Origin of the sequence: Sphingomonas sp. Leaf23, from assembly GCF_001421585.1 — a bacterium.
Lineage (GTDB): Bacteria > Pseudomonadota > Alphaproteobacteria > Sphingomonadales > Sphingomonadaceae > Sphingomonas.
In genome coordinates, this window is sequence record NZ_LMKR01000002.1 from 850,907 (window position 1) to 864,501 (window position 13,595).

Below are 13,595 nucleotides of genomic sequence, written 5' to 3' on the forward strand. Positions count from 1 at the left end.
GATGGCCTGTAGGACAGCGCTTCTCGTTGACTCTTAAATCTACATATGTTTGATTTATGCCATGGTGCGCGAACGAGGCCCTTCGAAACAGATGATCGCGCTGCTGCGGCTGTTGTCGGAGCGGCCGCAGGAATGGCGGCATGGCTATGACCTGATGAAGCAGGCCGGGCTGTTGTCGGGCACGCTGTACCCGCTGCTGATGCGGATGGGGGATCAGGGGCTGGTCGAGGCGCAGTGGCAGGAGCCGACCCGGCCGGGACGCCCGCCGCGCCATGCCTATCGTCTGACCGGAGCCGGGCTGGCACTGGCGCGGTCGATCGCAGACGATGTGCCCGATAGCGATCCGTCCGGCGCGGTGCCGGCGTGAACGCGCTGCTCGCCCGGCTGCTGATGGCGCTGGCGACCTGCTGGCTGGGGGAGGCGCGGCGCGACTGGGCAGCGGCGATGCGCGCCGAATATGGCGAAGCGACCGATGCTGGCGAGGGGTTGGGCTTTGCTGCCGGATGCCTGTCGAGCGCCGCGCGCGCGATGCTGGCGGCCCCCGAGGGGCGGTTTGCGGTGGCGACGCATGTGCTGGCGGTCGGCGTGCTGGTGCCGATGGCGGGGCTGTTGCTGGTCAGTGCGGCGCTCGGCTTCCCCTATCTGGCGTTCGGGGTGGTCGGCGCGGGTGCGCTGGGCAGTGGCTGGCCGCATGTGGCGGTCCATGCCGGCAATCGGGACGGGGTGCCGTTGCTGGTGCTGCTGACCGGCACGATCGGGGCGGGCCATGTCGCGGTGGCATGGGCGCTGCTGGAGCGCGACTGGGAACGTGTTGCCCGCTTGGCGCGGTTCGGGGCGGCGATGCTGGCGACGATGGTCGCCTTTTCGGGGGTCCTGTTCCTCTACGATCCCTGCGCCTTGCCGCAACTGGGCATCGTCGGCGGGGAGTTGGCGCTGTTGTGGTTGGCGGTGCGCTGGCACGACGACCTGTCCGTCTGGTCCAGCGCCTGACCTGACCGGCCCCGCGCGGCCGACCCTTTCCTATTGCCAACCTGTCCGACGGAGAGCGTGATGATGATCGCCGCACGACGCCTGCTGCCGCTTGCCCTGTTGATCGGAGCGCCGGTCGCGCCGCTCCTTGCCCAGACGCCGCCGAGCAAGGAGGTGGTGCGGATCGCGTCCGATCCGGGTGTAATGCTGGCCGGCGAACTGCGCCTGCCGCCGGGCGTGCGGCGACCGCCGGTCGTGCTGCTGCTGGGCGGGGCGGGGGAGTCGCCGCACGGCATTTATCCGCTGTTGGAGCAGCGGTTGCTGGCGCGGGGGATCGCGACGCTGAGCTTCGACAAGCGGGGTGTCGGCAAGTCGACCGGCACCTTTTTCGACGCGATCGACGTGGCACAGCGCGATGCGGCGGCGGTGCTGGCATGGCTGCGGACGCGGGGCGATGTGATCGATCCGGCGCGGATCGCGGTGCTGGGGATGAGCCAGAGCGGGGTGATCGGCCCGGCGTTGGCGGTCGCCCCGCCGCCGATCAAGGCACCGCCGATCGCGGCGGTAGTGATGCTGTCCGCCCCGGCGGGGGAACGCGGCAAGCTGTTCCTCGATTCGATGCACGAGCAGCTGGCGACGTCGGGGATGAAGGCGGACGCGCTGGCCCCGGTGATCGAGGCGACGCGGCGCTATCTGGACGACCTGACCGGCGGGGGTGCGCCGGGGCTGGTTGCGGCGGGCCGGGCGGGCGTGGTCGATGCGTTCGTCGCGGCGGGCTGGACGGCTGCGCAGGCGGAGGGTGCGGTGAAGACGCTGAGCGATCCGGCGACGTCCTCGCTCTACACGGTCGGGCCGGGGGCGGTGCTGCGGCAGATGAAGATGCCGGTGCTGGCGCTCTATGCCGCCGGCGACACGGTGGTGAGCAACCGGCTGGCCATCCCCTCCGCGCTGGGCGCACTGGCGAGCAATCCGGATGCGACGGTGGTGCGGATGCCGAAGGTCGAACATGGGTTCAAGCCGCTGGTGACGACCGAGCGCGGCACGGCGGAGTATCGCGGCTGGCCGATTTCCGATCCCGATACGATCGACCTGATCGATCGGTGGCTGGGGGAGCGGTTGGGGGTCGGGGGTAGTCGATCTTTCCTTCGTCACCCCGGGTCAAGCCCGGGGTGACGGTGGAACCGATCAATAAATCCCGTCGATTTCCATCGTCAGGCGGGGGGCGGGGGGATTGAGGAGCAGGCTGCGCTTGTCGCCCAGCAGCACTTCCTCCTGCCGCAGCCGGTCGTAGCGGGTGCGCGCGGCGGCCGCCGCGTCGGCGCCGTCGCGCAGGATGGTGGGTTTCAGGAAGACGAATAGCGTGCGCTTCTGGCGCGATTCCTGCCGACTCTTGAACAGCTCACCGATGACCGGCAGGCTGCCTAGAATTGGTACCTGGCTGCGCAATCGCTGGTAATCGTCGCTGGTTAGGCCGCCCAGCATAATCGTCTGGCCATTGTCGGCGAGCACGGTGGTGTTGGCCGAACGCTTGTTGGTGATGATATCCGCTGCGCCGCTGACTTGGGTCGGGGCGATCGACGACGCTTCCTGGCTGACTTCGAGGCGGATAGTGTCGCCCGCATTGATGCGCGGCAGGACGCGCAGGGTGATGCCGACGTCCTTGCGTTCAATGGTGGTGTACGGGTTGGCGTTGCCGTTGCCGGTCAGGATCGAGCCGGTGACGAACGGCACTTCTTGTGCAACGACGAACTCGCCGAGCTTGTTGTCGAGGACGGTGATCTGCGGGGTCGAGAGCAGGTTCGCCTTTTGCGAGGTGCTAAGCGCCTGCACCAGAATCGAGAAATCGTTGCCGATGCCAATATTGCCGGCAATCCCGCCGCCCGACAGCAGTCCGGCGGCAGGCACGCCCAGCACGCTGAGGATACCGGATAGCGATGCACCGCCGTTGTTGAACGAGGTGCCGACGCCGCTGACGCGGGTTAATGCCGCGCCGGCCGTGCCGATCTGGACCGACAGGCGCTCAGCATCCTCGCCGGTGATCTCGGCGATCGCGGCCTCGATCAGCACCTGCGGGCGGCGGACGTCGAGGTCCGGGATCAATCGTTCGATCTGGGCGATGGCGGTCGGCGTGCCGCGCACGACGACGGCGTTGATATCGGGCGCGGGCTGGACGGTGATGTCGGGGGTGGTGAAACCCTGCGCCGGTGTCGCCTGCTGGTTCTGTCCCACGGTGCTGATGCTGCCGCCGGTGCCGGTCGCGCCGCCAAGGCCCCCTGCGGCCCCCGCCAGTGCGCCGGCATTGGCACCGCCATTGGCGATCAGGCCGGACAGCGCATTGCCGGCATTGTTGCGCTGGCTGATGGTCGACAGGCTGCGGGCGACCGGGTTGGTCGCCGACTGCTGCTGGCCCAATATGCCGCGCAGCACCTCGGTCACGCTTTCGGCATCGGCATAGTTCAGGCGGAAGACGCGGGTCGACATGGTGGCGCTGCCGCCGCGTGCGTCGAGCGACTGGGCGATGCGGCGTGCCTCCGCGACGCCGGCGGGGGTGCCGCGCACGAGGATGGTGTTGCTGCGCGGATCGCCGGCGACGCGCGCACCGCCTTCGCCCAGCACCGCCTGCATCGCCGTCGCGATATCGGCGGCGTTGCCGTTCGTCAGCGTGATCGTGGCGAAGGTCGACCCGCCGCCGCCGTCCAAGGAGCGGGCCAGCGCCTCGATCCGGCGGACGTTATCGGCATAGTCGGTGACGACGATCGCATTGGGCTGGGTCAGCGGTTCGACGCTGCCGAAGCTGGCGACCAGCGGCCGCACGATCCGCGCGGCGTCGGCCGAGGGGACGTTGGACAGGCGGACCATCCGCGTCGTCAGCTCCTGTCCGCCGACCCCGCGCGTGCGCACGCCGCCGTCGCGCACCGCATTCGCCTGCGGAATGATGCGCCAGGCCGAACCGGAGCGGACGGCGGCGAAGCCGTTGGCGCGCAGCACCGACTGGAACAGTTCCCACACCCCGCCGGGCGACAGCGGTTCGGCGGAGGTGACGGTCACCTGCCCCTTCACGCTCGGGTCGAGGATCAGCGTGCGGCCGGTGATGCGGCTGATCTGATCGGCGACGTCGGCGATCTCCACGCCGCGCATGTTGACGACGATGTCGGCGGCCTGGGTCTGTGCCATGGCCGGCGACAGGCTGGTCGCGGCGAGCGCGAGGGCGACGAAGGCGAAGGCGAAGCGGTGGCGCACGGGGGAAAACCCTAACGAATGGGAATGGAGACGGTGATCGGCTTGCCGTCGCGAAGGATGGTGATCTGTGCCTGCCCCGATGCGGCGGCGCTGGCGATGGCCGAGTTGACCGCCGACGGATCGGTCATGGCCGCGCCGTTGACCGATTGCACGACATCGCCCTGCCGCATGCCGGGCGGGGCGTTGGCCCCGATCGCATAGCCGCCCGCGACCGGGGTGGCATTCAGGCGCGACAGCACCGCCTGCGCGCTGGGCGGCGGGGTGGCGGTGGTGGGCGAGGGTTGGGCCATCGGCTGTCCGGGTGCAAGGGCGGGGGCAGTGCCCGGCGTCGGCGTCGCCTGTCCGAAGGGATCGGGGAAGGCGAGATATTCCAGCCGCCCGCCATTGTTCAGGATGATGCGGTCGCGGCGGATCTCGGTCACCTGTGCGCCGGCCAGCGCATCGCCGACCTTGTACGGCTTGGCCGGTTCGTTGCCGAGCGACACGAACGAGATCGAGAGTTCGGCGGGGCGGGCAAAGACCACGCCCTTCAGGATCGCCTGGATACCGGTGGGGCTGGTCGCGTCGGCGGCGGTGGGGCTGCCGAAGGGAGCCCAGGCGATGGCGGGTCCGCTGTCGACCGTCACCGCGCGGGCGCGGGCGGCAGACGGGATGGTGATCGCGCCGGTATCGGCATGCCCCGCGATTCGCCAGACGAGGCCGGCGAGCGCGAAGGCGACCGACACGATCGCGGCGGCGGCGAGCCAGTCGACCCAGCGTTCGCGGAGCCGCAGACGTTCGACGACGATCATGCCGCGTCTTTCCGCACGAAGCCGTCGAGCCGGGCCATGGGCGCGCTTTCGCCGGCGGGGGCGACGGTGATGGTCACCCGGTCGAGCGCGGGATCGCTGGTGGCGGTTCGATTCACCGTCACGCTCCAGTTCCGCCCCAGCATGTCGACCGTTTCCCCATCCGCCTCCGGCGTCCCCACTTCCAGATCGGCCAGCCGGTTTTCGGCGACCCACATCGCGATCGCGCGTCGTTCGACGCCACGGGTCGAATCGATGTGCTGCTCGACCGCGCCGATCAGCCCTACCGTGGCGATCGCCAGTACCGCCAGCGCCACCATCGCCTCGATCAAAGAAAAGCCGGATTCGCTAAGATCCTCCCCGCTCCGCGGGGAGGGGGACCATGCGCAGCATGGTGGAGGGGGAGGGCGGCGCAACGCAACGGCAGCGTATGCGGCGACGCCCCTCCACCAGCCTGCGGCTGGTCCCCCTCCCCGCACAGCGGGGAGGATCTTCATTTCAGCACCTTTGTCGCGCGGGCGGTGATGCCGTCATATTGCACCCGCCAGGTCTGATCGCCGCCGGTCACGGTCGCGCCCAGTGGCTGGCCGGTGCCGTCGACGCCCAGGATCACCGGCGGCGCGGTGTCGAGTGCCATCACCATCCCGCCGGGCAGGGTATGGAACGCCAGCGCATCGTCGGTGATCGGGGTCAGCCCCTTTGCCCCCACCCGCGCAAAGCCATAGCCGTGCGTGTCGGTGGTGAGCGCGATCAGCCGGTCGCCGAGCATGGCGTCGTCCGCCGCCGCCTGCAGCCGGACGGCGAGGCGACGCGCCTCCGTCTCGACATTGGGCGCGCGGGTGGCGGCACCGATGCCGAGGCTGACCGCACCTGCCGCCACGCCAATGATGGCGAGGACGATCAGCATCTCGATCAGGGTCATGCCGGATTGGGCGTGACGATGGGCGGCGGTGTGGATCAGCGCGCCGACCCGTCGATATCGGCGTCGAGGCCCTCGCCGCCGGGCTTGCCGTCCTTGCCGAGCGACTTGATCGCGAATCGACCGCCGGTCGATTCGTAGACGTACGGATTGCCCCACGGGTCCTGCGGCATCTGCGACAGATAGCCGTCGGGCGGGTAGGCGCCCGGCACCGGCAGCTGGGTCGGTTTCTCGACCAGCGCCTTCAGCCCCTGCGTCGTCGTCGGATAGTCGCCATTGTCCAGCCGGTACATTTTCAGCGCGCCGGAGATCGACTTGATATCGGTGCCCGCCGTCGTCACCCGCGCCTGATCGGGGCGGTTGATGACGTTGGGCACGATCAGCGCGGCAACCAGCGCGATGATCGCCAGCACGACGATCATTTCGACCAATGTCAGGCCGGCCTGGTTGTCAGGGACAGAAACCTTGCGGGCGGCGGGGTTCGCGGCCAAGGTGTCACGAAACTTTCGGAATAAGATGCGCATCCACGCCCCAATGCGTCCACACGATGAAGCCATTGTGACAATCGAACCCGCCCCCGCCGGTCCGGCCGCCGGCGTGTGGGCTGTCGCGGGCGGCGAAGCCATCTTAGTCGATGGGACGGTCGCGGCAACAACCTTGCTCGTGCCGTCCGAATCGGTCCTTCTGCTGAGCGTCGACCTGCCGCTGCCCAGCCGGGCCAAACGGCTGGCGGCCTTGCCCTTTGCGGTCGAGGACCGGATCGCCGATCCGCTGGACGCGGTGCATCTGGCGCTGGGCGATGCGGTCGGTGATCGGCGCTATCTGGTGGCGGTCGTCCGGCATGGCGTGATGGCGGAATGGATCGGCATTGCCGAGGCTGCCGGGATCGGTACGGCAGCGTTCCTCCCCGATGCGCTGGTGCTGCCGGTGCCGGTCGAGGGGTGGAGCGTCGAGGTCGACGGTGGTCGCGCGCTGGTTCGCGCCGCCGACGGTACCGGATTCGCGTTGCCGCTGGCCATGCTGGCGGCGGCATGGGAGGCGGCGGGGCGGCCGAAGGTGGCGGCGTCGGGCGATCCGCTGCCCGAAGCGATGGCGGGCGACGGCGTGGCATTTCCGCCCGCCGCGCTCACCGATCGCGTGGCGGCGGCACCGATCGACCTGCGGCAGGGGGCTTATGCCCGCCGCCGCACGGCGTGGCCCAGCACTACGCGCAAGGTTGCGATGATCCTCGGCATTGCCGCGCTGGCGCATGGCGTGATCGCGGTGGCCGATACGCTGATGCTGCAACGCATTGCCGAGCGTCGCTATGACTCGCTGCAACAGCTGGTCGCGACGACTGCGCCGGCGGTGCCGACCGGGGGCGCCGATTTCATGGTGCGGGTCGCCGACCTGCTGCCGCGCCCGACCGGGACCAACCGCTTCGTGCCGTTGCTGTCGCGCGTCGGCGGGGCGCTCAGCCCGATCGGGCCGGTATTGGTGGTGCGGACGATGACCTTTGAGGGAAATGCGCTGACCATCGACTGCGAATCGCCCGAGACGGGCATGGCCGACCGGGTGCGCGCGGCACTGTCGGCGGCGGGGGTCGCGGCGCAGGTCGTGGCGGCACCGGGCGGAACGCTCCGCATTGTGGCGCGCGGCGCATGATCGTCCTGCTGAAACGTAACGCCCGGATCGAGGCGGCGCTGGGCCGCTTCGACAGCTGGTGGCAGGGGCTGACCACGCGTGAGCGGGTGCTGGTCGGGACCTTGGCTGCGCTGCTCGTCGGGGTGGTGCTGGTGTACGGCGTGGTGAAGCCGGTGCAGGCGGCGCGGGCACAGGCGCGCGCCGACATTCGCCAGGCCGAGACGCTGATGGCGCGGGTGCGCGCCGCCGGGCGGCTGGAGGCGGCACCGCAGACGATCGCCGCCGGGCCGCCGCAGTCGGTGATCGGGTCGACCGCCGCGACCGCCGGCTTGCAGCCGACCATTGCGGAGGCAAATGGCGCGATCACCGCGACGCTGACCGACGCGCCCTATCCGGCGGTGGTGACGTGGCTGAGTTCGGTCGCATCGACCAGCACGATCGGCGTGCGGCGGGTGGCGATGCAGCGCGGCGCCACGTCGGGCCGGGTCAACGCGACCGTGGAGTTCCAGCCATGACCGACACGCTGCTCCATGCCGAACCGGTGCGCCTGCCCTATGGCTATGCGCGCAAGGGCGGCGTGCTCATCCGGCTGGGCAAGGGCGGCATGGAGTGCGTCCACCGCGCGGACGCGACGCTGGACGCGATGCTGGAGGTGCAGCGGGTGGCACCCGGCGTGCCCTTCGTCGCGCTGGAGGATGGCGCGTTCGATGCGGCGTTGCAGGCAAGCTATGGTGGCAGCGCATCGACCGCCGCCGATATCGAACTGGCCGAAACCGACCTCGCGGCGCTGGCCGACAGTGCGGCGGCGGTCGACGACCTGCTCGACGCGCGCGACGATTCGCCGGTCATCCGCCTGATCAACGCGCTGTTGCTGGAGGCGATCAAGGAGGGCGCGTCCGACGTCCATGTCGAGACGCAGGAAAAGCGCCTCGTCGTCCGCTTCCGCATCGACGGCGTGCTGCGCGACATCGTCGAGCCGCCGCGCGCGCTCGCCCCGCTGCTGGTCAGCCGGATCAAGGTCATGGCGAAGCTCGACATCGCCGAGCGCCGCACGCCGCAGGACGGGCGCGTGACGCTGCGCATCGGTGGGCATGACGTCGATGCGCGCGTGTCGACCATGCCGACCCAGCATGGCGAGCGGGTGGTGCTGCGGTTGCTGGAGCGTGGCGGCATGATGCTCGACCTTGCCGGTCTGGGCATGTCGGAGCGCGACGAGGCGGTGTTCGCCCGGTTGTTGGAGCGGCCGCACGGGCTGTTGCTGGTCACCGGGCCGACCGGATCGGGCAAGACCACGACGCTCTACACCGCGCTGACCCGGCTGAACGATCGTCGGCGCAACGTGATGACGGTCGAGGACCCGATCGAGTACGAACTAGCCGGCATCGCCCAGACGCAGGTCAATCCGCGAACCGACATGACGTTTGCACGCGGGCTGCGCGCGATCCTGCGGCAGGACCCCGACGTCATCATGGTCGGCGAAATCCGCGACCAGGAAACGGCGCAGACCGCGGTCCGGTCTTCGATGACCGGGCATTTCGTGCTGTCGACGCTGCACACCAACACCGCGATCGGATCGGTCACGCGGCTGATCGACATGGGGGTCGAGCGCTATCTGCTTAGCCCCATGCTGGTTGGGCTGGTTGCGCAGCGGCTGGTGCGGCGGTTGTGCGTCGAGTGCCGGTGGCAGGATCGGTCGACCGAGGCGGACAGCGTGCTGCTGGGCGGGGCGATCAAGCCCGGCAAGAAGATCTGGCGCAAGGGCGGGTGCGAGGCGTGTCATAACGAGGGCTATCGCGGGCGGGCCGGGCTGTACGAGGTCGTGGCGGTCGATGACCGGTTGCAGGCGATGATCCACAACGGTGTGGCCGAGGCGGAGCTGGAGCGGGCGGCGCGGGTGAGCAATCCGGCGTTGCTGGACGACGGCGTGGCGAAGGTGAAGGCCGGGGTGACCACCGTCGAGGAGGTCGCGCGGGTCGTGCGGGACGAGGGGTGACCGACCTCTCCTTTAATTCCCCCCGTTCGGTTCGAGCAGCTTCGAGCCTGTCGAGAAGCTTCTGTCGAGAACTGCCTGCCCGGGGAGAGGCGTTCTCGATACGCGCTCTCGACAAGCTCGATCGCTACTCGAACCGAACGGATTGGGCTGGGATGGGGTGGGGGCTGCCATGACCGCCTACACCTACCGCGCCGCATCCCGCACCGGCGCGACCGTCAAGGGTGTGATCGAAGCGTCCAGCCCGGCCGCCGCCCGCGCGGCGCTTCGCGAACGCGGCGAACTCCCGCTGTCGGTCGAGGAAGCCGCCGAAAAGGGCCCGAAGCTCGGCAGTATCCAGCTCCCCCGCCTGTTCCGGCGCGGGGTGTCGGCCAAGGCGCTGGCGACGATGACGCGGCAGATCGCAACGCTGGTCGGGTCGGACATCTCGATCGAGGAATCGCTGCGCATCGTCGCCGGACAGGCCGACAATGCCGCGGTCAACGCGCTGTTGCTCGACGTGCGCGCCGCGATCCTCGACGGACGCAGTTTCGCGCAGGGGCTGGCGCGGCATCCCAAGGCGTTTCCGGAGTTTTATCGCGCGTCGGTAGCGGCGGGGGAACAGTCGGGGCGGTTGCCCGACGTGCTCAACCACCTCGCCAATTTCGTCGAGACGCGGCAGGCCAATGGCCAGAAGATGCAGCTGGCGCTGCTGTATCCGGCGCTGCTAGCGACGGTCAGCTTCGGCATGATGGTGCTGCTGATGGTCTATGTCGTGCCCGATATCGTGCGCGTGTTCGTGTCGCGCGGGGCGGAACTGCCGTTCTTGACGCGCGCGCTGATCGCCTTGTCGGCGTTTATCCAAAGCTATGGGCTGTACGTCGCGGTCGGGGCGCTGGTGCTGTTCCTGGTCGGTGCGCGCTGGCTGAAGGTGCCGGGCAACCGGCTGCGGGTCGACCGGCGGCTGGCGACGCGGGCGCCGTTCCGCCGGTTCAGCCGCCAGCATAACGCCGCGCGCTTCGCCGGCAGCCTCGCGACGCTGGTCGGCAGCGCGGTGCCGCTGGTCGAGGCGCTGCACGCCGCCGCCGCCGTCACCCCCAACCGCTTTGTCCGCGACAAGGCGCTGACCGTCGCGGCGCGGGTGCGCGAGGGATTGTCGTTGCGCGCGGCGATGGGGGAGGCGGAGATTTTTCCGTCGATGCTGGTCGCGATCGTCGCCTCGGGCGAGACGTCGGGGCGGCTCGCCCCCGCGCTCGACCGTGCGTCGGGCGAACTGGAGCGGGAGCTGGACGCGCTGGTCGCGACGCTGGTCGCGCTGGTCGAGCCGATGGTCCTGCTGCTGATGGGTGGGCTGGTGCTGATGATGGTGCTGGCGATCCTGTTGCCGATCATCAACCTGAATAACCTGGTTTCGATCTAGGGGGCACGTCCCTCCCGTTCGTGCTGAGTAGGGATTGAGCTTGTCGAAAGCCCGTATCGAGGCATCCGCGGCGGTCCTTCGATACGCCGCTTCGACAGGCTTAGCGGCTACTCAGGACGAACGGCTTGGGCTAGTACCGCAACGATTAGCTTGTCCGAGGAACACCCATGACCGACCTCGCCCGCATCGTCGCCGAGGTGACGGAGGAGATCACCGCCAACGCCGTCGAGATCGAGGCGGCGGCGGATGCGGGGCTGGATTATCCGCCCGACTGGTTCGGCATGGCGGTGGCGACCGCCGATGGACAACTCCACCATGGCGGCTATTCGCACATCCGCTTTCCGATCCAGAGCATCGCCAAGGTCTTTGCATTGGAACTGGCGCTGGAGGCGTGCGGCGACCAAGTGTTCAAGCGGGTCGGGCGCGAACCGTCGGGCGATCCGTTCAATTCGATCGTCGACCTCGAACGCAACAAGGGTGTGCCGCGCAACCCGTTCATCAACGCCGGTGCGCTGGTGGTGTGCGACATCCTGGTCGAGCACAAGGGCGACGATGCGTCGGCGCGGGCGGTGGTGGAGTTTGTACGCGAGCAGGCCGGGCTGGAGCAGGTCATCCTGAACGACGATGTGCTCGACAGCGGGCGCAAGGGCGGGAACCTGAACCGCGCGATGATGAGCTTTGCCAAGCATCACGGCAATCTGCACAGCGATATCGACGAGGTGATGGAAGCCTATGTCCATCAATGCGCGATCGAGCTGAGCGCGCAATCGCTGGCGAAGGCCGGGCTGTTCCTGACCCGCACCGCACGGACGGGCGATCGCGAGGGCGACGCGCGGGCGCAGCGGACGCGGCGGTTGCTGTCGTTGATGACGACCAGCGGGCAATATGACGGGTCGGGCGACTTCGCGTACCGGGTGGGCTTGCCGGCCAAGAGCGGGGTGGGGGGCGGCATCCTGGCGATCGTGCCGCAGGTCGCATCGATCGCGGTGTGGTCGAACAATCTCGACCGGCATGGAAATTCTATTCTGGGGGTCCGGGCGCTGGAATTGCTGGCGGACAAGGCGGATTGGTCGGTGTTCGGGTAGGGACTGTCAGCCCCTCTATCACTCTCCTACCCGTTTGCTTCGAGTGGATGTTCGAGCTTGTCGAGAACAGTAATCGAGAAGGGGTTGCCACAAACTAAGGCGTTCTCGACGGACGCTTCTCGACATGCTCGAAGCTGCTCGAACCGAACGGAGTGGGTGGGGCCGAACGGGCCGGGCGGGGTGTCAGCTCCCCGACGCCGGCCCCAGCAAATCGAGCACGGCCGCCGTCATCGCGATCGTCCCTGTCACGATCGACGGCTCCGGCGCGACCTTGAACAGCGGCGAATGGTGCGACGGGATCGCCGGGCCGCCATTTTTCGCTGCGACGATATCCGCCATCGGCGTGCCGCCGACCGCGAAATAATAGCCTTTCACCTTGCTGTCGGGCTGGACGAGGTAGGCGAAGTCCTCCGCGCCCATGCCGGTCTGTTCGAACGGCACGACATTCTTCGGCCCCAGCGTCGTCGCCATCACTGCGTTGAGGCGGCGGGCGAGCGGGGCGTCGTTGATCGTCGTCGGCGTGCCCTCGATCACCTTGGCGGTCGGCATCTTGTCGGCGGGCATGCCGTTCAGCGTGCCGATGCCGGTGGTCACCCGCTGGATGCCGTCGAGCAGCTGCTTGCGCGTCGCTTCGTCATTGGCGCGGACGGTAACCTGCAACTTGGCCATGTCGCTGATGATGTTGTGCTTGAGACCGGCATGGAACGATCCGACGGTGATGACGCCGGGGTCGAGCGGCTGGCGTTCGCGGCTGATGAGTCCCTGTAGCGCGATCACCAGCTGCGACGCCATGTACACCGGGTCCTTGCCCGCATGCGGGCTGGCGCCATGCGCACCGATGCCGGGGACGTCGATATCGACCGAGTCCGACGACGAATACTGGATGCCCTCCGACGCGGACACCATGCCGGCGGGCAGGCCGGCGGCGACGTGGAAGGCGAGCGCATAATCGGGCTTGGGGAAGCGGCTGTAGAGACCGTCGGCGATCATCGCCTTCGCGCCCCCGACGCGTTCCTCGGCCGGCTGGACGATGAAGACGATCGTCCCCTTCCACCGGTCCTTCAGCGCCGCCAGCCGGCGGGCGGTACCGACCATTGCGGTGATGTGGGTGTCGTGGCCGCAGGCGTGCATCACCGGCGCCTCGACGCCATCGACGCCGACCTGGCGCGCCTTGCTGGCATTGGGCAGGCCGGACTTTTCCTCGACCGGCAGGCCGTCCATGTCGGCGCGGACCAGCACGGTCGGACCCGCGCCGTTCTTCAGCACGCCGACGACCCCCGTCCCGCCGACCCCCGTGGTGACCTGCATGCCGGGCACCTTGCGCAGTTCGGTCGCCATGCGCTCGGCGGTCTTGACCTCCTTGAACGACAATTCGGGGTTGCGGTGGAACCAGTCCCACATCTGGCCCAGCGACGCGCCGTAATCGGCGCGGACGGCGGGCGCCCAGTCGGGTTCGGCCATGGCCGGTGTCGCGGCCAGCAGGCAGGCGGCGGTGGCGATCAGTGTGCGCATCGAATGTCCCCTTTGACCCCCAAGCTATCGGCTTTCGCAGAAGTGTCGAGGGTCGATGTTGCCGTCCCGT

At 68.9% G+C, this 13,595-nt stretch carries 14 protein-coding genes; 8 read left to right on the plus strand and 6 right to left on the minus strand.

All coding sequences use genetic code 11. The annotated features are described in order from the left end of the window. Positions 1-91 precede the first annotated feature (91 nt). From ASE67_RS07740 to ASE67_RS07750, 3 genes are read left to right on the plus strand one after another with little or no spacing between them, the layout of a single operon-like run. Positions 92-367, plus strand: a complete 276-nt coding sequence (locus ASE67_RS07740; protein ID WP_055758747.1) for a PadR family transcriptional regulator — start codon at positions 92-94, stop codon at positions 365-367. Next, entirely contained in the window at positions 364-990 is a 627-nt protein-coding gene (locus ASE67_RS07745) for a hypothetical protein (RefSeq protein WP_055758750.1), read from the plus strand. Before ASE67_RS07740 ends, ASE67_RS07745 begins: the two co-directional genes overlap by 4 nt. Before the next feature lie 60 nt (positions 991-1,050). Continuing rightward, the gene (locus ASE67_RS07750; RefSeq protein ID WP_055758752.1) at positions 1,051-2,142 is read left to right on the plus strand and encodes an alpha/beta hydrolase family protein; all 1,092 of its coding nucleotides are present in this window, start codon (positions 1,051-1,053) and stop codon (positions 2,140-2,142) included. A 12-nt stretch (positions 2,143-2,154) separates the two neighbouring features. On the opposite strand, the gene gspD is transcribed toward ASE67_RS07750, so the two are convergent. The 5 genes from gspD to gspG are packed head-to-tail and all read right to left on the minus strand — an operon-like array spanning position 2,155 to position 6,407. Further along, complete coding sequence (gene gspD, locus ASE67_RS07755; RefSeq protein WP_235511827.1) at positions 2,155-4,209, minus strand: type II secretion system secretin GspD; 2,055 nt, start codon at positions 4,207-4,209, stop codon at positions 2,155-2,157. 11 nt (positions 4,210-4,220) lie between these two features. Next, positions 4,221-5,000 carry a type II secretion system protein N gene (locus ASE67_RS07760; RefSeq protein WP_055758755.1) on the minus strand — a complete coding sequence of 260 codons (780 nt, stop codon included), beginning with the start codon at positions 4,998-5,000 and terminating at the stop codon, positions 4,221-4,223. Further along, positions 4,997-5,494 carry a type II secretion system minor pseudopilin GspI gene (gene gspI, locus ASE67_RS17715; RefSeq protein ID WP_082457001.1) on the minus strand — a complete coding sequence of 166 codons (498 nt, stop codon included), beginning with the start codon at positions 5,492-5,494 and terminating at the stop codon, positions 4,997-4,999. Before gspI ends, ASE67_RS07760 begins: the two co-directional genes overlap by 4 nt. After that, the gene (locus ASE67_RS07770) at positions 5,491-5,958 is read right to left on the minus strand and encodes a prepilin-type N-terminal cleavage/methylation domain-containing protein (protein WP_327196668.1); all 468 of its coding nucleotides are present in this window, start codon (positions 5,956-5,958) and stop codon (positions 5,491-5,493) included. The genes gspI and ASE67_RS07770 overlap by 4 nt, the downstream gene beginning before the upstream one ends. Then, a complete protein-coding gene (gene gspG / locus ASE67_RS07775; protein WP_268795355.1) occupies positions 5,955-6,407 on the minus strand; it encodes a type II secretion system major pseudopilin GspG in 453 nt (150 codons plus the stop codon). Before gspG ends, ASE67_RS07770 begins: the two co-directional genes overlap by 4 nt. Positions 6,408-6,513: 106 nt before the next feature. On the opposite strand from gspG, the gene gspL reads away from it, so the two are divergent. The 5 genes from gspL to glsA all read left to right on the plus strand — a co-directional run bounded on the left by gspL (position 6,514) and on the right by glsA (position 12,013). Next, positions 6,514-7,560 carry a type II secretion system protein GspL gene (gene gspL, locus ASE67_RS07780; protein ID WP_055759335.1) on the plus strand — a complete coding sequence of 349 codons (1,047 nt, stop codon included), beginning with the start codon at positions 6,514-6,516 and terminating at the stop codon, positions 7,558-7,560. Beyond that, a complete protein-coding gene (gene gspM, locus ASE67_RS07785; RefSeq protein WP_055758764.1) occupies positions 7,557-8,054 on the plus strand; it encodes a type II secretion system protein GspM in 498 nt (165 codons plus the stop codon). The genes gspL and gspM overlap by 4 nt, the downstream gene beginning before the upstream one ends. Further along, positions 8,051-9,532: a GspE/PulE family protein gene (locus ASE67_RS07790; protein ID WP_055758767.1), complete on the plus strand. Its 1,482-nt coding sequence runs from the start codon at positions 8,051-8,053 to the stop codon at positions 9,530-9,532. The genes gspM and ASE67_RS07790 overlap by 4 nt, the downstream gene beginning before the upstream one ends. A gap of 169 nt (positions 9,533-9,701) precedes the next feature. Then, the gene (locus ASE67_RS07795; RefSeq protein WP_055758771.1) at positions 9,702-10,928 is read left to right on the plus strand and encodes a type II secretion system F family protein; all 1,227 of its coding nucleotides are present in this window, start codon (positions 9,702-9,704) and stop codon (positions 10,926-10,928) included. A gap of 167 nt (positions 10,929-11,095) precedes the next feature. Beyond that, positions 11,096-12,013 (plus strand): glutaminase A, encoded by a 918-nt coding sequence (glsA, locus tag ASE67_RS07800; protein WP_055758774.1) that lies wholly within the window; start codon positions 11,096-11,098, stop codon positions 12,011-12,013. Between the two features lie 183 nt (positions 12,014-12,196). Here the strand turns inward: glsA and ASE67_RS07805 are convergent, their stop codons facing one another. Beyond that, on the minus strand, positions 12,197-13,525 hold the full coding sequence (locus ASE67_RS07805; RefSeq protein ID WP_055758777.1) for an amidohydrolase: 1,329 nt from the start codon (positions 13,523-13,525) through the stop codon (positions 12,197-12,199). Between the last annotated feature and the right edge of the window lie 70 nt (positions 13,526-13,595).